Raw genomic sequence first — 26563 nt, 5'->3', positions numbered from 1 at the left:
CCCAGCCACCATATCCCGGCGCTAAGCCTCTTGTGCCTGCCGGGGCGATTTGAGCAGGATCAAAGCAAGGCCCGCGACGATAAACCAGACGATAAATCCGAGTCCGAACACCATCGTAGCTGCGGAGAGAGCCGGGATCGTCGAGATAATCCCGGCCCCGCCCACGAGAAAGCCCAGCGCGTTCACGGCCAACGGCAGCGCCCTTGTCTGAAATCCGGCCAGGCTGAGCGCAAATATCCACATGCCGCCGGTGATTTCATTGCCGCCGCCAAGGCCGGCGCTGACGACCGTCGTCGACCGCCAGAGCGCGACCGCCGAATCCATATCCACCTCTGCCAGCCGCACAATCTGGCCAATGGCGATATTCTCGAGCATGCCGGTGGCGAGGATCAGCCCGGCCCAGATCAGCCCGAACGCCGAAGCGGTCTGCGCGATGGCGCCGCTGCCTGTCAGACGCCGGTGCAGGCCGATGACGATGAAGACCATCAGCACCGCATTGAGCACATAGATGACCTGGTTCCAGAGCGTCATCAGCGCCTGATTGTCCGCGAGAAAGCTGACATGGTTGGCGGCGGGCACAGCCGGGCTGCCATACTGGGCCGGTCCGAGGATCGAGAAATAGACCCAGAAGCCGATGATATAGGTGGCACCGGCGGCAATGGCCGCCAGTCCGCTGATTTTCTGAAAACTCATCTCGTCTTGCCTTTCGTGTTTCGTTGGATGGAGGAGGATCAGTCCGCGACGGCGCGGCCAAACCGGGTGCGCACCGCATGAAATAGGGTCCAGACGACGACCGCCAGAACCGGCAGCGCCAGAAAAACGGGTGTTCGGAGAACCTCCGGCAGGACATGGTTATTGCCGAAGAAGAAGATGCCGGTGGCGAGGAAGAAGGAAAATCCCATCCGCCACAAATGCCGCGTCAGGCGCACCCGGCGCGCAGGCGCAGATCGCCGCGCATAGTGGATATCCAGCCCGCACAGGAGCGCGCTCACAAATGCCAGCAAGTAAAAGGCCGCTGGTGGCAGATCATTGAGCACGCCGTCGGGACTTGCGCTTGCCATCATGCCGCCCGCCACGGCCCCGACCACAATCAGGCCGGATGCGAGAGGCGCCATGCGGCTGATCCAGCGCGACAGACGGGCACGGCTTCGCGCCGCCGCCCAGGCTGTGATCAGCGCGTGAAAGCTGATCGCGGATAGAAACACGGTGAACAGAATCTCGCGCGCCAGGCTGAGCCATAGACCGCTAAGCGCCAGCAATCCCATGCAGATCACAAACAGCGTGCCCGCTTTCCGGTGCACGCCCGCGCCCTTGCGCGCGGCAAAGGCGGCAAAGCCCGCAATGATCGCGCCGCACCCGATCCAGAAGTGAAGATCGCCGAGGAGTTCCGGTTCCGTCATGTATCGTCCGTTGCAAAGGCCGGTTGAGGGGCCGGCGTTTCGTCGTCTGCCACCTCTATTCCGCATCCCGCGATGGTCTGTCGTCCGCGCGGGACGGCGCGGACAAATTGCCTGCACAAGATTGATCGCTGGGCCGCGCTCCCCTAGACCACGCCGATGCAGACAGATGGCGTTCTCTTGCTTTCGGCGCTGGTGACCGGAATTGCGCTGGCGGGTGCGATGGCAGGCGCCGTGACCGGTGCGCGCCAGAATGCCAACCGGTCTAGCCGGATTTATCTGTTATGGGTTTTCGGATTGATGGCCGGCCTCTGCGCCCTGCCGCTGGCAACGGCCGTGCAGCCGTCCCTCTTCACCTTCTACATGCCCGCGCTTTTGCCGCTGATGTTCGCCTTGCCGGTCACCGTCTATCGCTATGCCGACAGCCGGATGGCGAATGGTGCCCGCCTGCGAAACTGGCGGCGGGATGGCGCGCTGCCGCTGGCGGGTCTGGGCGTCATGCTGGGCTATTGGCTGCTGCCATCAGAGGCCCGGCGCGAATTGTTCGTGAACGGCGATCTTCCCGAAGGCATCATCCCGGCGGCCCTGGCCCTTTTGACCTTCGCACTGGTCTTTGTGTGGGTCGCCACATCCATCCTCTATCTGATCGCCACCGTGCGACAGCTTTCCCGCTACCGGGCCAGGCTCAAATCCCTCTACTCGAACACTGAAACGTTTGAATTGCGCTGGATTGACGGGCTTCTCATCCTGCTGGTCGCCTTGTGGGCCGCCGCCGCATTCTCCCTATTGAGCGACAATCTGGGCATGGGCATTCTGACGCCGGACACGCTCGTATTGGCCCTTGCGGGCGGCGTCCTGTTGATGCTCACCGCCTTTGCCAATGGCCCCGTCCCGCCGGACCCGCTCGATCTGTCGACGACAGCGGCAGACGACCCGGCAGCAGAAAAATACGCACGATCAGCCCTGTCCACAGAGCGCGCAGAAAAAATCGCCGAGCGCATTCTCAAGGCCATGGAGGCCGAAAAACTCTACCTCGATTCCGGCCTGTCCCTGCAGAAGCTCGCCCGGCATGTCACCACCCCGCCCAACCTCGTCTCACAAACGCTGAATGAACAACTGGGCCTGACCTTCTTCGACTTCGTCGCCCGATGGCGCGTCGAAGACGCGAAATCGCGGATCCTCGAAGGCAGGGATTCCGTTTTGAATATTGCGCTGGAGGTCGGCTTCAATTCCCGCTCGACCTTCTACAAGGCCTTCAAGCGCGAAACCGGGCAAACGCCGAAGGAATTTCGCATCGCGCCGGGTCGCGTCACGTCGATACCGTCACCGGAACAGGCCGGGCAGTAAGGCCAAACGGGCCGGCCTGATTTGACTCCCCTGTCTGCGTTTGCGACCTATGGGGGCCGAGGGCGCAGGAACAGACCTGTTCAGCCAGCTGACAAAGCGCCCGATCTTTTCACCCCCCTTTACTCCGACAGGAAGAATTCATGCCAACAGCCAAGAAGGGCGACACCGTCCTGCTCACCTATACGATCCGCACATCCGACGGCACCGTCGTCGGCAAGACCCAGGACGATGCGCCCGTGCCCGTGACCATCGGCAATGCCGAGATTTTCCCAGAAGTGGAAGCCGTGCTGGATGGCATGGAAGTCGGCAAGGAAAGCGAAGCCGTGGTCAGTTCCGATAATGCCTTTGGCCCGCGCCGCGACGAGATGATCGTCGACATTCCGCGCGCCCAGCTGCCCGGCGATCTGACGCCGGAACCGGGCATGACGCTCGGCGCACAGCAGCCGGATGGCTCCACCCAGCAACTCACCATCACCAAGGTCGGCGAGGAGAGCGTCACCGTTGACGGCAATCACCCGCTGGCCGGCGAGGATCTGCATTTCGGCCTGACCCTGGTCGAGATCAAGACCGCCGCCTGAGGCGGCCATCACCTACCGGTCCGGCGTTGCGCCTGCGCGCGCGCCGCGCCGGGCGGGCTGTCTGACAGCGCCCGCACACCCTTCCCTTCGCCTTATCCCCGGCATTCGCTGCGCCGCTAGACTGCCCCGTTGCGATTGCCGGGCCGGTGGCGCGTGGACCACAGGGACAAGCGCCCCGGCTGTAGGAAACAGTCGGAGACTGTAGGAGAGTTGGAGACCCATCGGGTTCAGGACCGGAGACATCAAAGGCAGGATTCGGGCTCACGGAAGGCCGGAAATAATGTTACGAAACAGGGATATAAACATCCCCTCTCGGGGAATAGTCAGAACTGTCGTAACAGTCGTCGTAGTAGTCGTAGGAGACTCTTTTTCCTCGCAGAATTATGAGACATTCTGAATGACCGAGCCCAAACGCATCCGCACCCGCGAACTTCGCAAACAGCTCGAATCCTGGATTCGCGGCCGCCTGTGGGCACAAGTTATCGCCGCCCTCATCCTCGGTGGGATCACCGGCTTTCTGATCGGACCGGATACCGGATTCATCAGCGCCCAAACCGCCGATCTCGCCGGCCGCTGGCTGGCTCTGCCCGGCGGCCTGTTTCTCAACATTATCCAGATGGTCCTGATGCCGCTGGTCGCCGCCTCCATCGTGCTGGGCCTCGCCGCCGGGGCCTCCGACCCGGACAAGCTGCGGCGGCTGGGTGGAAAACTCGCGCTTTTCATCGCCGGCACCACGCTGGCCGCCGCCGCACTGGGGGCTGTGCTGGCACTCTGGGTCAAGCCCGGCCTGTCCGTGATGACCGGCCAGATGCCCCTGCCCCGGCTGCGCCCCGACCCGGAAAGCCTCGCCGATCCGCTGACCGAAGCGGTCGCCACCGCGCCCGACCTCATTGCCCGCATCGTACCCTCCAATCCGCTCGGCGCCGCCGCCGACAGCGAAATGCTGGCCATTGTCGTCTTCTCGATTTTTGTCGGCCTTGCCTTCGTCGCCTCGAAAAACCAATCCCGCCTCGCCCCGCTGAAACAATTGTTCGAGGCCATGCTGGAAGTCTCGATGACCGTGGTGAAATGGGCCATGCACCTGACCCCGTTCGCCGTCTTCGGCCTCACCGCCCAGCTGGTCGCGCGCATGGGCGTTTCGGCCATCTCCACGCTCGCCGCCTATGTCGGCCTCGTCCTCGCGGGCCTTGCCCTTTTGCTCCTGCTCTATGTCGCGCTCGTTCTGGTCTTGGGGCGCATGGGGCCGCTCACCTTCCTCAAAGCCATCTTCCCGGTCCAGCTTCTGGCCTTCTCAACCTCCTCGTCCGCCGCCGTCATGCCCCTGTCGATGGAAACCGCGCGCAACCGCCTCGGCACGCCGGGCGACACTGCCAGCTTCGTGATCCCGCTGGCCGCCACCATGAATATGGCCGGCACCGCGCTTTATCAGGCCATTGCGGTGATTTTTGTCGCGCAGGTCGCCGGCATCCAGCTGTCCCTGCCGGAAGTCTCGCTGATCGTGCTCAGCCTCGTGGCCGCTTCCATTGGCGCACCGGGCGCGCCGGGCGTTTCCATCGCCATCCTGTCCGGCATGCTGGCCAGCTTCGGCATCCCCGCAGAGGGGCTGGTCTTCGTGATCGGCGTTGACCGTTTGCTGGATATGTCGCGCACCGTCGTCAATGTCACCGGCGACCTCGCCGCCTGCCGGATATTGTCGCGAAATCAGGCAGAGGCAGAAACTGTTGATTAAACCTGTCGCGAAGTTTGGCTGGCATTTCCGGCGCATTTGACAATTCTGGTCACATGAATGCCGCCTTCAATACCTCGCTGAACGCCATGACCGCCGCTCAGGCGCAAGTCGCGCAATCCGCCCGGCAGCTCGCCAATCCCCGCGCCGACGAGAGCGGCGTGATCGAGGCCCTGATCGCCATCAAGGAAGCCGAGGCGCTTCACGCCGCTGCAGCCAGCGTCGCCCGCACCACCGCCGACATGGAACAGCATCTGGTCGACATCATGGCTTGAGGCCGCAGGCACAACAAGTCATCCTGTCCGCTGACACTTTCACCAGACAGGATTGATCCATGCTGACCTTGCTTGCCGCCGCCCTGACCCTGACCGCACAGGCCGACGAATTCACCCACGACCCCGACGTCCTCAGCACATATATGGTGCAGGCCTGTCAGGTTCAGCAGGTGGGCCGGAACGGTGCCACCGCGGAGGAAAACCTGCCGTTCTGCACCTGTCTGGATACGGAGCTCGCCAACAACGCGTCTGACGACCTCTACCGCATTTTCGCGCTCGGCAGTCAGGGCGCCATCGGCGCGGACGCACAGATTGATGCCGCCATGGCGCAGGCCGAAAGCCAGCGCATTTTCCTCGAAATGCCCGCCGAGGAACAGGCCACGGTTCAACCGATCCTGCAATCGGCCGTCTTCGCCTGCCGGGACGAAGCCCCCGTTATTACGAGCGGTCAATAATGCCGGGCCCGGTCCGGATTGACCTGGTCGCGGACTTTGTCTGCCCCTGGTGCTGGCTGGGCTGGCGCAACTGGATGGCCGCCAAAAAGCTGGCCCCGGACATCAGGTCTGAAGTGACCTGGCGGCCCTATGAACTCGACCCCACCCTCCCCGAGGAGGGCGCACCGTATCGCGATTATATGAAAGCGAAATTCTCCGGCCAGAATGCCGAACACTGGAAAGCCATGCGCACGCATCTGGAAGCGGCGGCACCAGGGGCAGGCATCGACTTTCGCTTCGATTCCATCACCCGCCGTCCGTCGACCCTCAATGCGCATCGCGTCATCCGCTGGGCGCGTGGGCAAAGCGCGAAGAAAGCCGACGCCGTCGCCGAAGGTCTGTTTGCGGCCTTCTTCCGCGACGGCAGGGATATCGGCGACGCCAGCGTTCTGACCGATATCACCGCCGACGCCGGGCTGGAGAGGGAAATCGTGGCCGATCTTCTGGCATCCGACCGGGACAAGGCCGATGTCCGCGAGGAGGCCAATTTCTTCCGCCAGCTGGGCGCAACGGGCGTGCCGAGTTTCATATTCGAAGGACAATTTGCCGTGCCCGGCGCCGCAGAACCGCAAGTTCTGGCCGACGCCTTGCGCCAGGCGGCAAGCCTGTCCGGACGCGAATAGGCTTTACCACACGGCGCTGTCGGGTTCATACTCCACCCCAATCGGGACAGGAGATTGATATGAGAAAGCTCACCCCTTTGGCCATTCTGGCTGCACTTGCCCTTGCCGCCTGCAACAATAGCAGTGCGGAAAACGCCGATGCGGCGGACAGCAATACCGAAATGCAAGACGGAAATTCCGGCGGCGAAAACGGAAATGGCTCTGACAATATGGCTGTCGAAACCGGCAGTTCGAGCGGGCCGTCGGACGATGAATTTGTCGCCGCATGCCTGCGTGCATCAAATCAGACCGAATCGATGTGCACCTGCCTGTCGGAAAAGGCGGAAGAAGATCTGACCGCCAACAGCCGGGAATTTCTGATCGCCACGCTGAACGAAGAATCGGATGAAGTCATGGAAATGCGTTCGCGCATGAGCATGGAAGAAATGTCGACGGCTGGAATGTTTCTGGTGACGGCGTCCACAGAATGTGCCCGCGAAGGCCGCCAGTAGAAAGCTGACCCCATGACCGCTCTGCAAGCTGTCGCGCTTTATGCCGGCATCAACATATTTCTTCTCGCCCTGCTATCTGTGCCGATTGGCCTGAACCGCAATAAGAAGAAAATCAGCATTGGTGATGGTGGCGACCCACAGATGACAGCCCTTATTCGTGCCCATGGCAATGCCGCCGAATGGGTTCCCGGCGCCTTGATTGGCCTGTTCATGATGGCTTCGCTCGGCTATGGGACGTTATTCATCCATACTGTCGGCGTGCTGTTCACGATTGCACGGGGCGCTCACGGCTATGCCTTTGTGTCCAACCAGACAAGCGGGCCGGCACGTCGTATAGGAGCGGGGCTGACGCTCCTTTGCTATCTTGTGATCTCGGGGGCGTTGATCTGGAAAGCAATTAGCTGAACGAAGCGTTGCACCCACAGGGCGTCACAGGCTAGGTCAGGAGCATGACGTCACCAACTGATGCCCCTGACACCGACCAACTCCTCTCGATTGCGGAGGATTTGATGAAACGCGCCCGAAAGCTGGGTGCAGACGCCGCTGAAGCGGCCGTGACCCAATCGCGAGCGACCGAAGTCGCGGTGCGCGACGGGAAGCTGGAAGCTGTCGAAGGGTCCGAAAGCAAGGATGCAGGTCTGCGGGTTTTCTTTGGAAAGCGGCAAGCCGGCGTCAGTTTTTCGGATCTCTCGGAAGACGGCGTATCGCTGGCCGTCGAGCGGGCCATTGCCATGGCAAAGCTCGCCCCCGAAGATCCATATTGTGGGCTAGTCGAGGCCGATTATCTGGCCCCGGACGTTCCCGAACTGGCGCTCTATGAGACCCCGCACTGGACCAGCGAAGATTTGTCACGGCTGGCTCAGACGGTTGAAACAGCCGCGCGAGACGTCTCCGGAATCACGATGACAGAAACGGCCTTTGCCAGCACGGGCGAGACCGCCTCCGCTTCAGTCTCCAGCAATGGCGTGAGCCATACGGCCCGCCGTTCCAACAGTGGTTATGGCGTCAGTGTTATTGCCGCAAGCGATAGCGGGATGGAACGCGATTATTCCATGACCAGCGCGCGGCGCGTTGCGGACCTTCGCGATTGCGCAGAAATCGGCAAGGAGGCGGGCGAACGCACAGTGAGCCGCCTGGGCGCAACCCAGATGTCATCGGGAAATCGCCCGGTGATTTTTGATCGGCGCGTTTCAGCGCGATTTCTCGGGTCATTGGAAGGCGCGATCTCCGGCCCCTCCATTGCCCGCGGCGTTTCTTTTTTGAGAGACCAGATGGGCCAGCAAGTGTTTGGCGAGCACATCAATATTATTGATGACCCGCATCGTCCCTGGGGGCTGGGCTCACGGCCCGTCGATGGCGAGGGACTGGCCAACATTCGGCGCAAGATTATCGAAAACGGCATGCTGACGACCTGGCTTTTGAATTCGCCGTCGGCACGACAACTGGGCCTTGAACCGAATGGCTATGCGACGCGGTCGCTCGGTGGTTCCCCAGGCGTGTCCTCGACCAACCTGCATATCGAGCCCGGCGAACAATCCCGCGAAGAAATTATTGCGGATATCTCCGATGGGCTGCTGATCACAGAGATGTTCAGCCCGTCCCAGAATCCCAATACCGGCGACTGGTCTGTGGGCGTTTCCGGCTTCGCAATTCTTTCCGGCGAAATTGCCCACCCGGTCAGCGAAATCACCGTCGCTGGCAATCTGAAGGACATTTTTGCGCGGCTCATTCCCGCCAATGATCTGAAATTCTGGTCTTCGACCAACGCACCCAGCCTTCTGGTGGACAATCTGTCCGTCGGCGGCGCTTGAACCGAAAGGCAGGCTTATGAGCGACGAGCAACTCCTCCATCTGGTGATCGGTGGTGAGCTGACTGATCTCGGACCGGACGCAAACCAGTTCAAGGACCTGTCACAGGTCGATTTCGTCGGCGCTTTCGCAAACTACGAGGATGCGCGCCGTGCCTGGAAATCGGCAGCGCAACGTACTGTCGACAACGCGCATATGCGGTATTTCATTATCCACGCGCACCGCTTGCTGGACCCCCGAAATGACGGGCACGATCACTAGCCCCGATCCCTCATCGCCCGAAGCGGCACCTGCGTCGGGCAATGCCCTGATCAAGCGATTCTGGCGCGACCGGATTGCGCCGCGATGGCGGCTGGTCGTGATTGCCGTGATACTCTCGGCTACAACGGCCGCTGCTGCGTCCAGTTATGCCTTTATGATCCGTTGGGCCGTCGGAATGCTGGAGCGCCAGGATACGCGTGTTGTCTGGCTAGCACCTCTGGTCATCATACTGATTACCGCAATTCGCGGCGTGTCACTTTACTTGCAAACGGTCCAGACCAATCGGCTGGCCCTTCGGGTCATGCAAGACTTGCAGGAAGCCTTGTTCATTCGCCTGATCCGCGCCGATTATGCCCGCATTATTGCCGAGCCCGTCGGCTCCATCGTGTCCCGCTTCACAAATGACATTACGATTTTGCGAGACCTGCTGGTCCGAGCTGCCAATAACCTGTTGCGCGATACGCTGACCATTTTGGGTGCAGTGATAGCCATGTTCGTCTTCGACTGGATGTTGGCCCTGCTGATCCTTGTCGTTTATCCGCTCGCGGCTCTGCCAGTTATTCGCATTGGCAATATGCTAAGGAAAACTTCTGGCGAAGCGCAGGCACAAATGGGGGAAGTTACAAGCTTTCTTGATGAGAGTTTTTCGGGCGCGCGAATGGTGAAAACCTACGGGTTGGAAGATCATGAAATCGACCGGTCCCAAAATGCTTTCTTGAAGCGTTTTCGCCTCGCCCTGTCGCTGGCCTCATCAAAAGCACGCGTCGATCCGATCCTTGAAGTCGTCGGCGGCGCGGCATTCGGGGGCGTTCTGGCATTCGCGGGATGGCGGATTTCACAAGGTGCCGCATCTATCGCTGATTTCACCGGATTCATTGCCGCTATCGGCATCATGGCGCCGGCAGTGCGCGCTGTCGGAACGCTCGGCGCGGCGATTCAGGAAGGCGTCGCCGTCCTGCAACGTATCTATGATGTGACAGACGAAACCGATGACGTGGTCGAACGCCATAATGCCAAACCTCTGGACGTCACGCGCGGACGGGTGGAGTTTGACAATGTCAGCTTTGCCTATGGCGATGACGCGACAGCCTTGTCCAGCGTCGATATCATTGCCGACGCTGGCAAGACGACGGCAATCGTCGGCGCATCCGGATCGGGAAAAACAACGCTCCTGAACCTGATTCCGCGCCTGTATGACCCAGCCAAAGGCGCGGTCCTGATCGACAATCAGGACATTCGCAGAGCAACGATCAAGTCTGTGCGCGAAGCGGTTGCCCTCGTCAGTCAAGACGTTGTCCTCTTCAACGACACCATCGCGGCCAACATCGCCTTCGGCCGGATGGATGCCAGCCGGGACGACATCGAAGCCGCCGCAAAAGCCGCGGACGCCCATGACTTCATTATGGAAATGCCGGATGGCTATGACGCATCGGTCGGTCCACGCGGCAGTCAGCTTTCGGGTGGCCAGCGTCAGCGTATTGCCATTGCGCGGGCCATCCTCGCCGACGCTCCGATCCTGCTCCTTGATGAGGCCACGAGTGCGCTGGATGCCGAAGCCGAAGCGCGGGTTCAGGCAGCTTTGAAAAGACTGTCCGAAGGCCGCACGACGATTGTCATTGCACACCGCCTGGCGACGGTCCGCGAGGCGGATCGCATCTATGTCATGGATAACGGGAAAATTGCTGAAACGGGCAGGCACGACGAATTGATCGCCCAGGGCGGCATCTATGCCCGACTTTGCAAGCTTCAGTTCGCCAACTGATTATTCCCGCCGCAGGATTTTTTCCGTCAGGAAACTGCCCCACCAGCTGGCCATAAAGCCATCATGCACGGCTTGCCGGTCATATTTGGTACGCACCCATTCGAGAAAATCAATGGGCTCTGCCGCATTGGCCAGACGATATTGCTCAAAGAAGTAATCCAGCATCCCCGTCTTGCCCTGCTTCACATGCAAGTATTTGAAAGAAAGGTGATCAATCGCCTCCTCGAACGGGGCTTTTTCATGCAGCAGCATGTACATTACAGCCACGATGCCGGCGCGATCCGCACCGGATTTGCAATGCATCATGGCCGGATATTCGATTGAATTGAAAACCTCGATCAGATGTTCGATCCGCTCGACATAGGGCGCTTCGCGCGATCCCCAAGGCAGATCGTGGATCGCCAGTCCAAGCCGATCACAGGTTTCATGCTCCAGATCATAATAGGAGCGTCCGGGCTGGGTGCCGCGCAGATTCAGAATGGTCTTGAAGCCCTGCTCCTTGAGCCATTCAAGCCGGTTGGGTGATGGCTGATTGGCTCGCCACATTCCCTTGCTGCCCACAGGGTGCATATTGTGAAAGCGCAGACGCAGAACGCCATGGTCCTGCCAGAGGTAATGGTTCCAGGCGCGTTTGCGATCTTCAGGATTCGTCAAATCGTAGCTCATAAACATTCATTTACGGGGCCGCGCAGCGGGCGGCAACCGTGACGAACGCTTGACGCCCGCGCCAATCAAAGCAAGCAAAGACGCCAATGTTGCGATCGCTCACATCCTCCGCCGCATTCCAGCAGGTGATTTCGTGGATTCTCGCGAAATACATGCAGTTTTGCGCCGCCACAAAAAGCTGGGACCGGCGCGGCATGGAGCATCTGGACGCGTGCACAGAGTCCGGCGAAGGACTGATCTCAGCCATGTGGCATTCCCGGCTGAGCCTGAGCTTCATGGGATGGGACAGAAAAGCGCCGCAAAAGCCGACCATGCTGATCTCCCGCTCACGTGAAGGCGATTTCATTGCCCGCTTTGCCCGCAATATAGACGTGGATGTTGTGCGGGGCTCCTCTCAGAACTCCCGCAAGACAAAGCAGAAAGGCGGCATGACTGCCTTTCGCGACATGCAACGGGCGATCGAGAACAAGGCCTGTATGGGCCTGACTGTGGATGGGCCACGCGGGCCGCGCCAACGCGCCAGCATGGGCGCGATTCAACTCGCCAGGATTACCGGCAGGCCCATCATGATTTTCTCGCTGTCGGTGACGCACAAGAAAATTTTCAATTCCTGGGACCGCTTCATGCTGCCCTTTCCGTTCGGCAAAGGCGTGGTGATCTGGAAAGAGCCGATCCATGTTCCGGCGGACGCTGATGACGAGGCGATGGAAATCCTGCGGCTGGAGCTGGAACGCCGCCTGAATGACGCCAGCCGGGAGGCCGACGAAGCGGTCGGAGGTCCAGTGATTGAACCGGCCGACCCCCGGCCCGCGCGCAGGGCGGCACGAAGCACGTGAGCCTCCCCGTCTCATTACAGTTCTATCGAACGCTCGTGTGGCTGGCATCTCCTCTATCCGGGTGGGTGCTGGATCGCCGGGCGCGGCGCGGAAAGGAAGATCCCGCCCGAATTCGTGAACGATTCGGATATCCGGCAGCCCCGCGTCCGCAAGGAAAACTGCTCTGGCTTCATGGCGCCAGCGTCGGCGAATCCCTGATCCTTCTGGAACTGGTCCAGCGCCTGTCTGATACCGCTGACCTGGAATTTCTGGTGACCACGGGCACCACAACGTCCGCGAAGCTGATGAGCGAGAAGCTGCCGGAACGCGCCCGGCATCAATACATACCGATAGACCGGCTGGCCCCGGTAAAGCGGTTTCTGGACCACTGGAAACCGGACGCCGCGGTCTTCGTTGAATCCGAGCTCTGGCCGAACCTGCTCCTGGAAATACAAAAGCGCGGCTTTCCAGCTGCGCTCGTGAATGCCCGCATGAATGAAAAATCGCTCGCAAACTGGCGTAAGCGGCCGCAGGCCGCCCGACATCTGCTCTCGGCATTCAGCTGGATCGGAGCGGCAGACGACCGCACCGCAAAGGGCTTGAGCGACCTCACCGGGCATAATGTTCCACGACTGGGTAATCTGAAGCTCCAGATTGCTGCGCCATCAGCCGATGACGGCCCGCTCGCAATCATCCGAACGGCGATCGGGGAGCGTCCGGTCTGGCTCGCCGCAAGTACCCATGACGGCGAGGAAGGCATTCTGCTCGATGCTCACCGGAAATATCTGCAAGCCCGTCCGGGTGCGCTCCTGATCCTTGCGCCCAGACATCCGGAAAGAGGTGATGGCATTGCGCATCAGATAGCGGCAGCAGAACTGACCTTTGCCCGCCGCTCCCGCGACGAGACGCCGGCTGCGGGCGTGCAGGTCTGGCTGGCAGATACATTGGGGGAAATGGCCTATTGGTATGCGCTCGCTGATCAGGCCTTTATTGGTGGCAGTTTGAGAGACGGTATTGGGGGCCATAACCCCATTGAAGCAACGCAGGCCGGATGCCCGATCATGACCGGGCCGTACACGGCGAGTTTTGAGGACGTCTTCGCGGCTTACCGGGCCCATAACGGTGTGGCAGTCGTTGAAACGCCGGACGACATCGTCAACACGCTCCAATTGCCAACTGAAGACCTGCTTGAAAATGCTCATCGCGCTCTCGAAGAATTGACAGGCAATGCAATGGACGAAACGCTGGTCGCCATCCATTCGCTCCTGCACGAAGACCGACAATGAAGCCGCCGCATTTCTGGTATCATGAACCTGCGACGCTGATCGATCAGATCACGTCCCTGCTCATGCGGCCGCTGGCGCCGCTCTATGGTGCTCAGGTGGCGGCGCGAATCCGGAATACGGAACCCGCAAAAGTCGATGCCGCTGTCATTTGTGTGGGCAATCTGACCATGGGCGGAACCGGAAAAACACCGGTGACCCGGGCGCTGATTGAATTGCTTGCGGAAGCCGGCACCAACGCCCAGGGACTGAGCCGGGGCTATGGCGGTTCGGTAAAAGGTCCGATCTGCGTCGATCTCTCCCGCCATACGGCAAAGGATGTGGGCGACGAGCCCCTTATCCTGGCACAGGCGGCCCCGGTCTGGATCAGCCGCAACCGTATTGACGGAGCCAGGGCGGCCGTCCTGCACGGGGCGCAGGCCATCATCATGGATGATGGCCATCAGAACCCGCACCTTCACAAGGATATGTCGATTGTCGTGGTTGATGCCGAAGCCGGCTGGGGAAATGATCGCGTCTTCCCGGCGGGGCCGCTGCGCGAACCGGTTTCAGAGGGCTTGTCGCGTGCCGATGCGATCATACTGATGATGCCGACATCCGGCTATGAACCGGATTATGACGCCCTTGCATTGGCCGATATCGAATTGCCAATCCTGAAAGCCTGGCTGGCACCTGTCGCACCGCCACCGGACGGACCGCTATTTGCCTTCGCAGGCATTGGGCGTCCGGAAAAGTTTTTCAATTCGCTGGCCCAGCAAGGCGGACAACTGGCCGGCACAAAAGCCTATCCGGACCATCATGATTTTTCGCGGAATGATTTGCGCCAGTTGAAATTGATGGCCGCGTCCACCGGGGCCCAATTGATCACCACCGAAAAGGATTGGGTCCGTATTCCCGCCGCCGAACGCGACGGCCTGACCGCCTGGCCCGTTCGCGCCGTATTCGCCGAACCCGCGAGAGCGAACGCTTTGCTCGCTCGGGCATTGGACGCGGCGGCTGCGCGGCGCTAAACCCCGGATATGAGCGCGGGCATACTTCAACGAATCGGCTGGCAGGCGGAAGCTCTGGCCTGGGACAGTTTTCAGCTGACCTTCCAGTCCATGGGGCTTGAGCGCGCATCGGCGTTCGGCAGTGCCGCCTTGCGCCGGATCGGGCCCATGACGTCCGTTCATCGCGTTGCGCGCATCAACATGCAGCGCTGTTTTCCCAACGCGTCAAAGCCGGAGCTGGATCGTCTACTGGATCGCATGTGGGACAATTTCGGACGTCTGGTCGGTGAAAATCCAAACATGCGGCACTATCGCCCCGAAGTTTACGATGAGCGCGGCGAGATTGCCGGCGAGGACATCGTGCTCGACCTGGAGCGACGCGGGCAGCCCTATGTTCTGGTGGCTGGCCATTTTGCCAATTGGGAAGTGATGGGCGCGGCCATCGCCAAGCTGAATCTCAACTGCAACATCACTTATCGGCACGCAAATAATCCGCTGGTGGACAAGCGAATTCTCGACTCGCGGCACGCCTACGGGATCAAGCTTCTGACCGCCAAGGGCGGCGTCGGTGCTAAGGAATTGCTGATGAATCTGAAGCAGGGCATGTCCGTCGCCCTGATGAATGATCAGAAAATGAATGACGGCATTGCCGCGCCCTTTTTCGGGCACGAGGCGATGACGGCGTCAGGTCCCGCGAAAATGGCGATGCGCTTTGGCGCGCCTATCGTACCTATCGGAGTAAGACGGCTGGGCGGCACGCGCTTTCGCGTCACTTTTTACGAGCCCATTCCGCATTCAACGCTGGACGATAAATCCGCCGCCGTGCTGGAAACCGTGACCGCCATCAACAAGTGGGTCGAAAACCGCATCCTCGAAGCCCCCGAACAATGGTTCTGGGTACATCGGCGGTGGGACAAGGCAATTTACCGCAAGGATGCCGGGTCGAGTTCCAGCACAAGCGCTGGATCGATATAGCGATTTCGCCATTTGATCCGCCAATCGAGATGCGCGCCGGTCGCGCGTCCACCTGAACCGATTTCACCGATCTGATCACCTTGCGAAACGATGTCGCCAACCTCGACCTGAACCGCTCCCAGATGCAGGAAGGCGCTGGTGAAGCCCTGACCATGATCAATAAAGATCAGGCCGCCCTCATAATACATGTCCGGATGCGCCAGCGTGACAATACCATCCGCCGGCGCATAGACCGGCGTCCCCGCAACATTGGCAAAATCCAGCCCGTAATGCGGGCGTCGCGGCTCGCCATTATACACCCGTTGTGACCCGTAAACGCCCGAGATGACGCCCTCGGCGGGTTGAATAAAGCCATCGGCAAATCCGGCACCTTCCCAACGGCTCGTATAGGCCGCTGCTTTCATACGCGACTGCTCGCGGATCAGAACCAGCGCTTCTTCCGGCGGATTGACCGTGCGTGGCGGAACCCCGTCCACGCGCTGGATGTCATATTCCCGCTGGTCGATCAGATGCACCTGCCGGATCATTTCGCCGGAAGGCAATACGGCGGTCAGCGTCATCTCTTCATCGCTGTCGCGGTTGAGACCAAGAATGAGCCAACCTTCATCATCGGCCGTCGCTGATTGATCTCCCAGCGTCACAACCGTGCCGGCCTCGGCCCGGCAGATGATCGCTGCGCCTTCGACAAAGTCACCGATACAATTCAGCGGCGGTGCAGACGATTCCTGAACGTCGCCGGCAAGCGGAAATTCGGAATCAGCCGTCAAGACATCGGCGATCGGATCGGAGGCGTGAGCCTGCAAGGCCATCAGGGCGGCAAGTATCATCATCGGCCCGGCTCCTCATTTACCGCCTTCCAGCGTTCGGCGGAGGCGGCACCGTCGCGGTAGGCTTCCTGCAGTTCGGCGCTCCAATAGCGCAAATCCTGCAATGGTATTTCTTCTTTCGTGACGGCACAGCGCACGAAGGCCCCCGGCTTCAGGATCATGAAGTCGGAATCTCCGAATTCCAGTACAGCCTCGCCCGAGAATTCTTTGCTGAAGGGTGTTTTCATAACCGTCATCCTAGCATGCTTGTCTCAGCCTAGAACAGTCGACCCTGCTTTTCAGCTGCAGCCGGTTTGCTCTTGCGAGATGCGGGCCGTGTCGTACCGGTGGGGCCGCCAATAACAGCATCCTTCCGTCCGTCGCCCAATTCGATGGAGACCGCCTGACCGCTCTTGAGGCGGGCCGCGGAGCGCACCAATTGACCGTCCGCGTCCCGGACAAGCGCAAATCCCCGCTTGAGAACAGATTGGTGACCCAGCAGCTCATGTCGCCCCGCCACCGCCGCCAGATCCCGCGCCTTTCGCTGCAGGGCACGGTGGCCCGCCTGAGCCAGCCGTTCGCCAAGCTTGCGCGATGTGTCGCGATTTTGTGCGGTGCGGCGCAACGGATTGGCGCGGCCAAGGCGCATGCTGATCGACGATAGGCGCTCGCGACCGGTGCGGGATTGCCGCGCCAGGCTGGCGGTCAACCGTCCACCTGCGCTGGCAACCTTTTCGGCTTTTGACCGAACGTCCCGGCGCAATGCGTCAGGGCGGATTCCGGCAGATGCGAGATCCAGTCTCTGCCGCATCGGGCCGAGCAATGCCTGCGTTGTCGGAAATGCCCGTGTCGTGGCGCGAAATTCGGTTTTCCGTCGATCGACCAACCGGGTAAGGCCGCGCGACAGGCGATCAGCCCACCCGCGCAAGTCCTGCATCAGCTCCGAACGGACCGGAACGGCAATTTCGGCAGCGCCGGTCGGTGTCGGGGCGCGGCGATCAGAGGCATAATCAATCAGGGTTGTGTCGGTTTCGTGCCCGACCGCCGATATGAGCGGAATTTTTGAGTTTGCGGCCGCCCGAACGACAATCTCCTCGTTGAAACACCAGAGGTCCTCAACCGACCCGCCGCCCCGCGCAACAATCAGCACATCAGGACGGGGTATGCCGCCCTGCCCGTCTATCGCGTTAAACCCGTCAATCGCCGCCGCAATCTGTGCGGCTGCGCCTTCGCCCTGCACCAGAACCGGCCATAGAAGCACATGCCTTGGAAAACGGTCTTCCAGGCGATGCAGGATATCGCGAATAACCGCCCCGGTCGGTGACGTGACAACGCCGATCACTTTGGGAAGGTAGGGAATCGCACGCTTTCGCGACGTTTCAAATAACCCTTCAGCGGCCAGCTTCTTCTTGCGCTCTTCCAGAAGAGCCATAAGGGCCCCAGCGCCAGCGGGTTCCATGCGCTCGATAATGATCTGGTATTTCGACTGACCGGGATAGGTGGTCAGCTTACCTTCGCAGATTACCTCCAGCCCTTCTTCGGGCTTGAAATTGAGGCGCGCAGCCATGCCTTTCCAGATAACGCCGTTGATGACGGCCTTGTCGTCCTTCAGATCAAGGTAGATGTGGCCGGACCGCGGGTTCGACACCCGTCCCAACTCGCCGCGCACCCGCACATGACCAAACGCATCCTCGACGGTGCGCTTCACGGAGCCCGCCAGCTCGGAGACCGAAAATTCGGGCGTATTGGACTCGGTTTCTGCCATTCCCTGTTGGTAATCGGTTGCCTTTGCGGCGGCAATGGCGGTGACAGACTCGCCAACAGCTTTCCAATCCGCTAGCCGTGGAGCATCAGGAGGTCGGCGATGAAAATACTGGTCGTAGGCGGCGGGGGCCGGGAACACGCCCTGTGCTGGAAAATCCGTAAAAGCCCACTGGTTAAGGCATTTTTCTGCGCACCCGGAAACGCCGGAATCGCACGGGAAGCCGAGTGCGTGGATATCGGCGCTGAAGATGTGCCTGCGCTGGTCGAGTTCGCAATCGAGCAGTCCATCGACCTGGTCGTGATTGGCCCGGAAGCGCCGCTGGTTGCAGGCTTGGGCGACCGCTTGCGCGCCATTGGCATTCCGGTCTTTGGCCCCAACGCCAATGCGGCCCAGGTTGAAGCCTCCAAGGCCTTCACCAAGGAGCTATGCGATCGCGCGAATATTCCGACCGCCCGTTATGGCAAATTCACCGATCCTGCCTCTGCCAAAGCCTTCCTTGACGACCTGTCCCCGCCATATGTGCTGAAAGCTGATGGTCTGGCCGCCGGCAAGGGCGTGGTCATTCCCGAAACCCGGGAAGACGCCGAAGCCGAAATCGACGAGATGATGTCGGGAAAATTCGGCGCCGCTGGCAAGACGCTCGTCATCGAGGAATTCCTCAAAGGCGAGGAAGCCTCATTCTTTGCCCTTTGCGACGGCAAAACCGCCATGCCGATGATCGCGGCGCAGGATCACAAGCGCGTCCATGATGGCGACAAGGGACCGAATACCGGCGGGATGGGCGCATATTCCCCTACGCCGATTGCTGATCACGCCCTCGTGCGACGGACCATGACAGAAATCATCCTCCCCGCGATAACCACGCTCGCGAATGAGGGCATGCCCTATTCGGGTGTTTTGTTCGCGGGCCTGATGATTGGCGAAGACGGACCGAAACTGATCGAGTTCAATGCCCGTTTTGGCGATCCGGAATGCCAGATTCTGATGACGCGCTTGCTCAGCGATATTGTTCCCTATCTGAAAGCCTGCGCCGATAATGAACTGGCGCTCATGCCGCCCATGTCCTGGCATGGCAGTGCGGCCGTCACCGTCGTCATGGCGGCGAACGGCTATCCCGGCGACTATGAAAAAGGCACTGAAATTCGCAATGTCGACGCCGCCGATGCGCTTGATCAGGTCACTGTTTTTCACGCAGGCACCAAACGCGGGGCCAATGGCGAACTCCTCGCCAATGGTGGGCGGGTGCTGAACGTTACCGCCAGCGGCAACACCTATGCTGAAGCCATTGAACGCGCTTACAAGGCTGTCGATACAATTGATTGGCCCGATGGTTTCTGCCGCCGCGATATAGGCTGGCGCGCCCTCGAGACTTCACGCTAGTCTGCAAGACATCCTGGGGAGGGTCATATGAAACCGATTTTTGCGGCCGTTCTGGCCATCGCACTGAGCCCCTGGGCATTCGCCCAGGAGGATGTCACCGTCATTCATGCAGGCTGGCTTCTGGCCGTCCCGGGAGAAGCGCCCGCGGACAATCAGTCCATCGTTATCATTGGTGAGCGCATCGACCGCATCGAGGATGGGTTTGTCGAAATCGACGGTGCTGAGACGATCGATCTTTCAGACCAGTATGTTCTGCCGGGTCTGATCGATAGCCACGTGCACTTGCTCTCGGAATTGAACCCCAATCGCCGCCTGCAGAACGTGACATTCTCCTCTGCCGACTGGGCAATGGATGGCGTTCGCAATGCGCGCTCGACCCTGATGGCCGGTTTTACGACGGTGCAGGACGTTGGCGGGGATCTCGAAGCGATCATCGCTCTGCGGGATGGTCAACGCGATGGCGATATCATCGGGCCGCGCATGCGGGTTTCAGGCCCGGCCGTCACGCCGACCGGCGGTCACGGCGATATCAATGGCTATAACGAGGACATCATGCATGCCTTCTCCAGCCAGTCGGCCTGCAATGGCCCGGCTGACTGCCGCCGCGCCGTACGCGAACTCGTCCGCGCCCGCGTCGACCTGATCAAGATCACGGCCACTGGCGGTGTGCTGTCGCAAACCGCGGCCGGAACGGAGCAGCAATTCTTCGACGATGAACTGGCCGCAATCATGGAGGCTGCCAGCATGATGGGCCGCTATGTCACCGCCCATGCCCATGGAGCCACGGGGATCAATTCGGCGATCGAGAATGGCGTTCATTCCATCGAACATGGAACGTATCTGGATGACGAATCCATCCGCCTTTTCCGCCGCAACAATGTCTATCTGGTGCCGACGCTTCTGGCCGGCGCAACCGTAGTTGAACTGGCCGAAAATGCCGATTGGATGACCCCGGAAACACGCCAGAAATCGCTGGAAGTCGGCCCGCAAATGCTCGACATGGCGCGACGCGCGCATGAGGGCGGCGTAATGATTGCCTTCGGCACCGATAGCGGTGTCTCTCGCCATGGCGACAATGCCCGCGAATTCGCATTATTGGTCGAGGCTGGCCTGTCACCCATGGAGGCCATACGGACTGCCACGGTGACAGCATCGGAACATGTCATGATGGACTCGGATATCGGCACCATCGAGCCCGGGAAGTTTGCCGACATCATTGCTGTGTCGATAAATCCTCTGGAAGATGTCACGGCGTTGGAAAACGTCGGTTTCGTGATGCAAGGCGGAGAGGTCTATTCCGACTGATGGCAAATATTGATGATACTTTCTCGGGCACCAAGGACGTTGCAGATGCCCTTCGGTTCGACGAGGCCGCTTTGCTCGGATGGATGGAAGCCAATGTCGGCGGTTTCTCCGGGCCATTGAAGGTCGGTCAGTTCAAGGGCGGGCAGTCAAACCCGACCTACAAGCTCGATTCGCCGAACGGGGCATACGTTCTGCGTCGCAAGCCACCCGGCAAATTGCTGCCGTCCGCCCATGCCGTGGACCGCGAGTTTCGCGTGATGCGCGCACTGGGAAGTCAGAATTTTCCGGTGCCGAAAATGCATGGCCTGTGTGAAGATCCGGACGTGATTGGCACGGCCTTTTACGTGATGGACTTCATTGACGGCCGCATTTTCTGGGATCCCTTCCTGCCCTCGGTTGACGGCGATGAACGCGCGGCAATCTACGACTCGATGAATGAGACACTGGCGGCACTGCACGCCTTTGATCCCGCGAGCATCGGCCTCGGTGACTACGGCAAGCCGGACGCCTATATTCCGCGCCAGATCGCGCGATGGTCGAAGCAGTACAAAGCCTCGGAGACCCGGACAATCGCATCCATGGACCGGTTGATCGAGTGGCTTCCCGCGGCAGCGCCGGAACAGGATCGCGCCAGTATTGTTCACGGCGATTTCCGGCTGGATAATATGATCTTTGCCAAGGACGAGCCGAAAGTCGTCGCAGTGCTCGACTGGGAACTTTCCACGCTTGGCGATCCCCTGGCCGATTTCACCTATCAGTTGATGCAATGGCGCACGCCCAAGGAAATGCGCAATGGTTTCCTGGGCGCCGATCTGTCCGAACTGGGCATTCCCGACGAAGCCGCCTATGTAGAAGCCTATTGCCGCCGGACGGGACGGTCGGGCCTGCCGCAGCTGGACTTCTACTTTGCCTACAATCTCTTTCGCCTCGCCGCGATCGTGCAAGGCGTCTATCACCGCTCCACCCTCGGCAATGCCTCGAATGCCAAGGCGAAGGAATACGGTGCCATGGTCGAACCCATGGCAGATTATGCGTGGTCGTTCGCGGAAAAGGCGGGCGGCTGATCAGCTGGCGATATGGCCCAAAAACGGGCTCCAGAGCGCCAGCCCCATAATTGTTTCAAAGCCGACGGCCGCAAGATTGTAGCCCGTGCGCGTTTCGTGTTGCTGATTGTCCGCCACCATGGAAACAACGCGCCCCAGCGCCATGCCAATCCAGAAGGCTCCCATGGCAAAGCCCGTGCCCATCAAGGCTGCTGAACCGGCCTGTGACCGCATGAAAAACGTCAGCAATATCGCAGCATGGCCGAGCAAAAATGCGCCGCCATAGCTGGCGCGAAATTCCGACCAACCGCCCTTCCATCTCGGATCAGCTTGAAGGCGAACAACAGATGCGCCCCAGCGCGGAACCGCCAGACTGGCACCGCCCATGAAACAGCCAATCGTGGCGGCGATGACCGTCGGAATCAGAATCATTTCCATTCAATGCCACTCCTGCCCGTGTTTGTAGGACATGACATAGATCGGATTGCGCAGAAGTCAGGCCGGTGGATGGATCACAAAGACTATCACTGGCAGCGCAAAGGCCATCGCAGCCACCAGCTCAACGGCCACCGACACATAATTATGCCGGGTTCGGACTGCAGGCCCGTCCAGAAAAAGTGACAAAACCCGGCCGAAAGCGGCACCGCCCCAACCAAAACACAGAACGGCGGCCGCACCAATGACCCCCTGCCCGAGCAAAACTGCTAGCAGGAATGCAATGTGCAGGAAGAAGAACACGCCGCCGAACGTTGCCCGGAATTCGGCATGGCCGTCAGGATTGTCCGGGTCAGCCTGCATCCGGACCAGTTTCGCCGCCCAGGCGGGAGAGATCATGGCGCCGAGCCCCAGCCCGGCGCCAATGACTCCGAAAATCCCGGCAATGCCTATGGCAAGGCTTTCCATGATCAAGCCTCGTTCGAAAGCCGCTTCATTTCCATGCGCGCAATCGCCCGCTCATGCACTTCATCCGGGCCATCTGCGAGACGCAGGGTCCGGATACCGGCATAGGCACTGGCCAGCGGCGTGTCGGCTGAAACCCCGGCACCGCCATGAATCTGGATCGCATCATCAATGACCTGCAGAGCCACACGTGGTGCCAACACCTTGATCATGGCGATCTCGCGCTGGGCAACTTTGTTACCCACCGTATCCATCATCCAGGCGGCCTTGAGCGTCAGAAGACGCGCGCTTTCAATGTCAATGCGCGCCTTGGCAATGCGGTGGTGCCAGATCGAATGATCAGCGACCCGCTGACCAAAGGCCACCCGGCTCATGCCGCGCTTGACCATCAATTCGAGTGCCCGTTCGGCCGCACCAATCGTGCGCATGCAGTGGTGAATACGGCCCGGTCCAAGCCGGCCTTGCGCAATCTCGAAGCCACGCCCCTCACCGAGCAGCATATTGGTCGCGGGAACGCGCACATCTTTCAGCTCAACTTCCATATGCCCGTGCGGCGCATCATCATAACCAAAGACCGGCAGATGGCGCTTCACCGTGACGCCCTCGGCATCGGCCGGCACGAGGATCATCGATTGCTGGCGATACTTCTCGGCATTCGGATCCGACTTGCCCATCACGATATAGATCGCGCAGCGGGGATCGCCGGCACCGGATGACCACCATTTGCGGCCATTGATGACGTATTCATCGCCATCGCGTTCGATCTTGCACTGGATATTGGTGGCATCAGATGAGGCCACATCGGGTTCCGTCATCAGGAAGGCCGAGCGGATCTTCCCGGCTAGCAGCGGTTCCATCCACTGCTTCTGCTGTTCCGGCGTGCCGTAGCGGGCGAGCACTTCCATATTGCCCGTATCCGGCGCGGCACAGTTGAAGACTTCGGATGACCAGGGGGCGCGGCCCATTTCTTCGGCCAGCGGCGCGTAATCGAGATTGGTCAGCCCGGCACCTTTTTCGGATTCGGGCAAGAACAGATTCCAGAGATCAGCAGCTTTCGCTTTCTCCTTGAGCTCCTCGATGATCGGAATCACTTGCCAGCGGTTTTCGCCAAACGCGGCGAGTTGTTCGGCGTATGTCGATTCATTCGGATAGATGTGCGCGTCCATGAAGGCGCGCAGACGATCCAGATAATCCTGGCATCGCGGTGAATACGAAAATTCCATGAGAGCTCCCCTTAAATCCCGGTCGGATATTTGAATACGATCTGACACCGACTATAGCCGGGTCAATAGCTTTGCGGGGATGATTCACATGACATGGCCTATCATTATTGTCGCAGCCCTCGTAACGGCCTTCATCTCCGGCATTTTCGGCATGGCCGGCGGGCTCATCTTGATGGGCATTCTGGCCCTGCTCCTGCCGGTTTCCGCCGCCATGGTGACGCATGGGGCCATTCAAAGCGTCTCTAATGGTTGGCGCGCCATACTCTGGCGCAAATTCATCGATTGGCGGGTGCTGACGATTTATCTGGCCGGCTCGGCAGCGGCATTCGCATTGCTGATCGGCTTTGCTTTCGAAGTTTCAAAACCCTGGCTGTTCGTCATTCTGGGGCTGGTGCCCGCCCTGATCTGGGTTCCGAGGCGCCACCTTCATCTCGATGCGCGCCGTCCCGGCCATGCGGTCTTCTGCGGTTTTACCGTCACCGGGCTGAACATCGTTGCGGGGGTCTCCGGACCTTTGCTCGACATTTTCTTTGTTGCGGACGGTATGGACCGGCGCGTGATCGTCGCTACCAAAGCCGCGACCCAGGTCGCCGCACACGCCGCGAAAATCGCCTTTTACCTGGCACCAGCGCTGGCCGGAGGGGCCCTCACCGAATGGCCATGGCTGTTGGCGGCCGCGCCGCTGGCCATTATCGGTACCACGCTCGGCGCGCGGGTGCTCAACCTCATGAGCGATGCAGACTTTCGCAAATATACGAAATGGATCGTGACGGGCGTCGGCGGGATCTATGTGATACGCGGCCTCATTCTGCTGTTCTGAGGTTGTTTGCGATGGAATTGATTCCAGCCGTTCTGGAAAATGAATGGGTTCGTCTCGAGCCACTGAACGACACCCATCGCGAAGCCATGCGGCCTCTGGCGGCCGATCCGGACATCTGGTCACTTACAACGCTGCGTGGCAATGGCGAGCATTTCGACGCCTGGTTCGACCTGATGCTGGCGACACAGCTGGCGGGCACACAGATCAGCCATGCCATTTTCCGGAAAACGACGGGCGAAATGGTCGGGCATTCCGCCTATCTCGTCATTTCGCCACCTCATCAGCGCGCTGAAATCGGCTGGACCTGGTACACGGCCTCCGCGCGCGGCACGGAGGTCAATCCCGCCTGCAAACTGGCCCTGCTGGGGCGGCTCTTCGAATGCGGCGCCGAACGCGCCGAGCTGAAAACGCACGGGCTAAATAAACGCTCTCAAGCAGCCATGTTGAAAATGGGCGCAAAACATGAAGGCACGCTGCGCCGGCAAATGCGGACCTGGCGCGGAGACTTGCGGGACACGGTCTGGTTTTCAGTCCTGAAGGACGAATGGCCGGATGTGAAAGCCGGGCTCGAGGCGCGGCTTAGCGCCTTGTCCTGAAAAACGTCCGGAGCAAATCTGACGATTCGCCGGCCAGAACGCCGGACACGATTTCCGGACGCCAGTGGCAGGTCGGTTGCTCGAAGAATCGCGGACCGTGGAGGACCGCACCGCCTTTTTCATCGGCGGCACCAAACACGACCCGGCCAATCCGGGCAAAGCTGATTGCGCCGGCGCACATGGCGCAGGGCTCCAAGGTAACAAACAATTCCAGCCCGCTCAGCCGGTAATTGCCGCGCTTTTCGGCGGCCATCCGAATGGCCCGGATCTCGGCATGGGCAGTCGGATCATGGCCCGCAATCGGTGCATTCCCGGCCGCTGCAATGACGGTATCGCTCGCCGGATCAACGATCACGGCACCAACCGGCACTTCGCCGGCTTCAGCCGCGGCTTGCGCCTCGGCCAGTGCCAATAGCATAAGGGATTGATCGCGGGTCTCGTTCATGACACTCGCGGCGTATGCGTGAAGCGCAGAAGGGTCAAGCTTTGGCAGATCAACAACATTCCGGCGAACGTATCGCAAAAGTGCTGGCACGGGCTGGCGTCGCCAGTCGGCGCGGCGCCGAACAGCTTATTCTCGACGGGCGCGTCACGGTAAATGGCAAGACGCTGAAGAGCCCGGCGCTCAACGTCACGGCCAAAGACAGGGTCTCCGTTGACGGCAAGGATATCGGCGAACCTGAGAAAACACGGCTCTGGCGCTATCACAAACCGACCGGCCTCGTGACTTCTCACAAGGATCCGGAAGGCCGCGACACCGTCTTCCAGAAACTGCCCAAGGAATTGGGCCGGGTGATTTCGATCGGCCGCCTCGATCTCAACTCCGAAGGCCTGCTTCTCCTCACCAATAATGGCGAGCTGTCCCGCGCTCTCGAACTGCCCTCAACGGGCTGGGCCCGGCGCTATCGCGTGCGCGCCTTTGGCCGGGTGACCGAGACCGAACTGGAAAAACTGCGCAAGGGTATAACCGCCGAAGGCGTGAAATACGGTCCGATCGAAGTCGAGATCGAACGCGAACAGGGCGGCAATAAATGGCTGAACGTCTCGCTGCGCGAAGGCAAGAACCGCGAAATCCGTAAAGCCCTGGCCGCCGTCGGCATGACGGTTAACCGGCTGATCCGGATTTCCTATGGGCCTTTCCAGCTGGGCAATCTTCAGCCCGGAGAAGTCAAACCCGTGCCGGAGCGCGTCTTGCAGGATCAGTGCGGGCATTTCCTCAAAGGCAAGGACTGAC

At 60.3% G+C, this 26563-nt stretch carries 31 protein-coding genes; 21 read left to right on the top strand and 10 right to left on the bottom strand.

Annotated features, from left to right (window positions below):
- Positions 1 to 21: 21 nt before the first annotated feature.
- Positions 22 to 693, bottom strand: a complete 672-nt coding sequence (locus tag P0D52_RS03370; RefSeq protein WP_394694035.1) for a DUF4386 domain-containing protein — start codon at positions 691 to 693, stop codon at positions 22 to 24.
- 38 nt (positions 694 to 731) lie between these two features.
- On the bottom strand, positions 732 to 1400 hold the full coding sequence (locus P0D52_RS03365; protein ID WP_394694034.1) for a hypothetical protein: 669 nt from the start codon (positions 1398 to 1400) through the stop codon (positions 732 to 734).
- A gap of 156 nt (positions 1401 to 1556) precedes the next feature.
- On the opposite strand from P0D52_RS03365, the gene P0D52_RS03360 reads away from it, so the two are divergent.
- From P0D52_RS03360 to P0D52_RS03310, 11 genes are all read left to right on the top strand, one after another.
- A complete protein-coding gene (locus P0D52_RS03360) occupies positions 1557 to 2744 on the top strand; it encodes a helix-turn-helix domain-containing protein (protein WP_394694033.1) in 1188 nt (395 codons plus the stop codon).
- 140 nt (positions 2745 to 2884) lie between these two features.
- On the top strand, positions 2885 to 3322 hold the full coding sequence (locus tag P0D52_RS03355; RefSeq protein ID WP_394694032.1) for a peptidylprolyl isomerase: 438 nt from the start codon (positions 2885 to 2887) through the stop codon (positions 3320 to 3322).
- Between the two features lie 397 nt (positions 3323 to 3719).
- The gene (locus P0D52_RS03350; protein WP_394694031.1) at positions 3720 to 5051 is read left to right on the top strand and encodes a dicarboxylate/amino acid:cation symporter; all 1332 of its coding nucleotides are present in this window, start codon (positions 3720 to 3722) and stop codon (positions 5049 to 5051) included.
- 53 nt (positions 5052 to 5104) lie between these two features.
- On the top strand, positions 5105 to 5323 hold the full coding sequence (locus tag P0D52_RS03345) for a hypothetical protein (protein WP_394694030.1): 219 nt from the start codon (positions 5105 to 5107) through the stop codon (positions 5321 to 5323).
- 59 nt (positions 5324 to 5382) lie between these two features.
- On the top strand, positions 5383 to 5778 hold the full coding sequence (locus P0D52_RS03340) for a hypothetical protein (RefSeq protein WP_394694029.1): 396 nt from the start codon (positions 5383 to 5385) through the stop codon (positions 5776 to 5778).
- The gene (locus P0D52_RS03335; RefSeq protein ID WP_394694028.1) at positions 5778 to 6440 is read left to right on the top strand and encodes a DsbA family oxidoreductase; all 663 of its coding nucleotides are present in this window, start codon (positions 5778 to 5780) and stop codon (positions 6438 to 6440) included. The genes P0D52_RS03340 and P0D52_RS03335 overlap by 1 nt, the downstream gene beginning before the upstream one ends.
- A gap of 59 nt (positions 6441 to 6499) precedes the next feature.
- A complete protein-coding gene (locus tag P0D52_RS03330; protein WP_394694027.1) occupies positions 6500 to 6931 on the top strand; it encodes a hypothetical protein in 432 nt (143 codons plus the stop codon).
- 12 nt (positions 6932 to 6943) lie between these two features.
- Positions 6944 to 7336: an MAPEG family protein gene (locus P0D52_RS03325; RefSeq protein WP_394694026.1), complete on the top strand. Its 393-nt coding sequence runs from the start codon at positions 6944 to 6946 to the stop codon at positions 7334 to 7336.
- 104 nt (positions 7337 to 7440) lie between these two features.
- The gene (locus P0D52_RS03320; RefSeq protein ID WP_394694025.1) at positions 7441 to 8742 is read left to right on the top strand and encodes a TldD/PmbA family protein; all 1302 of its coding nucleotides are present in this window, start codon (positions 7441 to 7443) and stop codon (positions 8740 to 8742) included.
- A gap of 16 nt (positions 8743 to 8758) precedes the next feature.
- Positions 8759 to 9001, top strand: a complete 243-nt coding sequence (locus P0D52_RS03315; RefSeq protein WP_394694024.1) for a DUF4170 domain-containing protein — start codon at positions 8759 to 8761, stop codon at positions 8999 to 9001.
- A complete protein-coding gene (locus P0D52_RS03310; protein ID WP_394694023.1) occupies positions 8982 to 10763 on the top strand; it encodes an ABC transporter ATP-binding protein in 1782 nt (593 codons plus the stop codon). Before P0D52_RS03315 ends, P0D52_RS03310 begins: the two co-directional genes overlap by 20 nt.
- Here P0D52_RS03310 and P0D52_RS03305 read toward each other — a convergent pair whose 3' ends face one another.
- Positions 10764 to 11417: a hypothetical protein gene (locus P0D52_RS03305; protein ID WP_394694022.1), complete on the bottom strand. Its 654-nt coding sequence runs from the start codon at positions 11415 to 11417 to the stop codon at positions 10764 to 10766.
- A 98-nt stretch (positions 11418 to 11515) separates the two neighbouring features.
- Between P0D52_RS03305 and P0D52_RS03300 the strand changes: the two genes are divergently transcribed.
- The 4 genes from P0D52_RS03300 (at position 11516) to P0D52_RS03285 (ending at position 15491) form a co-directional block, all read left to right on the top strand.
- Positions 11516 to 12265, top strand: coding sequence for a lysophospholipid acyltransferase family protein (locus P0D52_RS03300; protein WP_394694021.1), 750 nt, complete (start codon positions 11516 to 11518; stop codon positions 12263 to 12265).
- Positions 12266 to 12330: 65 nt separating this feature from the next.
- The gene (locus P0D52_RS03295; protein WP_394694020.1) at positions 12331 to 13530 is read left to right on the top strand and encodes a 3-deoxy-D-manno-octulosonic acid transferase; all 1200 of its coding nucleotides are present in this window, start codon (positions 12331 to 12333) and stop codon (positions 13528 to 13530) included.
- The gene (gene lpxK / locus P0D52_RS03290; protein ID WP_394694019.1) at positions 13527 to 14537 is read left to right on the top strand and encodes a tetraacyldisaccharide 4'-kinase; all 1011 of its coding nucleotides are present in this window, start codon (positions 13527 to 13529) and stop codon (positions 14535 to 14537) included. The genes P0D52_RS03295 and lpxK overlap by 4 nt, the downstream gene beginning before the upstream one ends.
- A 9-nt stretch (positions 14538 to 14546) precedes the next feature.
- Positions 14547 to 15491 (top strand): lysophospholipid acyltransferase family protein, encoded by a 945-nt coding sequence (locus tag P0D52_RS03285; RefSeq protein ID WP_394694018.1) that lies wholly within the window; start codon positions 14547 to 14549, stop codon positions 15489 to 15491.
- Here P0D52_RS03285 and P0D52_RS03280 read toward each other — a convergent pair.
- Genes P0D52_RS03280 through xseA form a run of 3 tightly spaced genes read right to left on the bottom strand, consistent with a single transcriptional unit; the run spans position 15440 to position 18062 of the window.
- Complete coding sequence (locus tag P0D52_RS03280) at positions 15440 to 16321, bottom strand: M23 family metallopeptidase (RefSeq protein WP_394694017.1); 882 nt, start codon at positions 16319 to 16321, stop codon at positions 15440 to 15442. The genes P0D52_RS03285 and P0D52_RS03280 overlap by 52 nt on opposite strands.
- A complete protein-coding gene (locus P0D52_RS03275) occupies positions 16318 to 16545 on the bottom strand; it encodes a DUF2093 domain-containing protein (protein ID WP_394694016.1) in 228 nt (75 codons plus the stop codon). Before P0D52_RS03275 ends, P0D52_RS03280 begins: the two co-directional genes overlap by 4 nt.
- A gap of 29 nt (positions 16546 to 16574) precedes the next feature.
- Positions 16575 to 18062, bottom strand: coding sequence for an exodeoxyribonuclease VII large subunit (gene xseA, locus P0D52_RS03270; protein WP_394694015.1), 1488 nt, complete (start codon positions 18060 to 18062; stop codon positions 16575 to 16577).
- A gap of 99 nt (positions 18063 to 18161) precedes the next feature.
- On the opposite strand from xseA, the gene purD reads away from it, so the two are divergent.
- From purD to P0D52_RS03255, 3 genes are read left to right on the top strand one after another with little or no spacing between them, the layout of a single operon-like run.
- Complete coding sequence (gene purD, locus P0D52_RS03265) at positions 18162 to 19442, top strand: phosphoribosylamine--glycine ligase (protein WP_394694014.1); 1281 nt, start codon at positions 18162 to 18164, stop codon at positions 19440 to 19442.
- A 27-nt stretch (positions 19443 to 19469) separates the two neighbouring features.
- Positions 19470 to 20747 (top strand): amidohydrolase family protein, encoded by a 1278-nt coding sequence (locus tag P0D52_RS03260; protein WP_394694013.1) that lies wholly within the window; start codon positions 19470 to 19472, stop codon positions 20745 to 20747.
- Complete coding sequence (locus P0D52_RS03255) at positions 20747 to 21811, top strand: phosphotransferase (protein ID WP_394694012.1); 1065 nt, start codon at positions 20747 to 20749, stop codon at positions 21809 to 21811. Before P0D52_RS03260 ends, P0D52_RS03255 begins: the two co-directional genes overlap by 1 nt.
- On the opposite strand, the gene P0D52_RS03250 is transcribed toward P0D52_RS03255, so the two are convergent.
- The 3 genes from P0D52_RS03250 to P0D52_RS03240 are packed head-to-tail and all read right to left on the bottom strand — an operon-like array spanning position 21812 to position 23913.
- Positions 21812 to 22228 (bottom strand): hypothetical protein, encoded by a 417-nt coding sequence (locus P0D52_RS03250; RefSeq protein WP_394694011.1) that lies wholly within the window; start codon positions 22226 to 22228, stop codon positions 21812 to 21814.
- Between the two features lie 57 nt (positions 22229 to 22285).
- On the bottom strand, positions 22286 to 22693 hold the full coding sequence (locus P0D52_RS03245; protein ID WP_394694010.1) for a DUF4345 family protein: 408 nt from the start codon (positions 22691 to 22693) through the stop codon (positions 22286 to 22288).
- Between the two features lie 2 nt (positions 22694 to 22695).
- Entirely contained in the window at positions 22696 to 23913 is a 1218-nt protein-coding gene (locus P0D52_RS03240; protein WP_394694009.1) for an acyl-CoA dehydrogenase family protein, read from the bottom strand.
- Positions 23914 to 24001: 88 nt separating this feature from the next.
- Here P0D52_RS03240 and P0D52_RS03235 point away from each other — a divergent pair, with 88 nt between their 5' ends.
- Together P0D52_RS03235 and P0D52_RS03230 are read left to right on the top strand one after the other, a co-directional pair.
- On the top strand, positions 24002 to 24733 hold the full coding sequence (locus tag P0D52_RS03235) for a TSUP family transporter (protein WP_394694008.1): 732 nt from the start codon (positions 24002 to 24004) through the stop codon (positions 24731 to 24733).
- Between the two features lie 11 nt (positions 24734 to 24744).
- Entirely contained in the window at positions 24745 to 25329 is a 585-nt protein-coding gene (locus P0D52_RS03230; RefSeq protein ID WP_394694007.1) for a GNAT family N-acetyltransferase, read from the top strand.
- Here P0D52_RS03230 and P0D52_RS03225 read toward each other — a convergent pair.
- Positions 25313 to 25774 (bottom strand): nucleoside deaminase, encoded by a 462-nt coding sequence (locus tag P0D52_RS03225; RefSeq protein WP_394694006.1) that lies wholly within the window; start codon positions 25772 to 25774, stop codon positions 25313 to 25315. The two genes, P0D52_RS03230 and P0D52_RS03225, sit on opposite strands and share 17 nt — an antisense overlap.
- A gap of 14 nt (positions 25775 to 25788) precedes the next feature.
- Here P0D52_RS03225 and P0D52_RS03220 point away from each other — a divergent pair, with 14 nt between their 5' ends.
- Positions 25789 to 26562, top strand: coding sequence for a pseudouridine synthase (locus tag P0D52_RS03220; protein ID WP_394694005.1), 774 nt, complete (start codon positions 25789 to 25791; stop codon positions 26560 to 26562).
- The last annotated feature ends 1 nt before the right edge of the window (position 26563 follow it).

The organism is Hyphobacterium sp. (assembly GCF_043584775.1).
Lineage (GTDB): Bacteria > Pseudomonadota > Alphaproteobacteria > Caulobacterales > Maricaulaceae > Hyphobacterium.
Note: the sequence above shows the minus strand (reverse complement) of the source record. Positions and strands in the feature narration are given on the sequence as shown.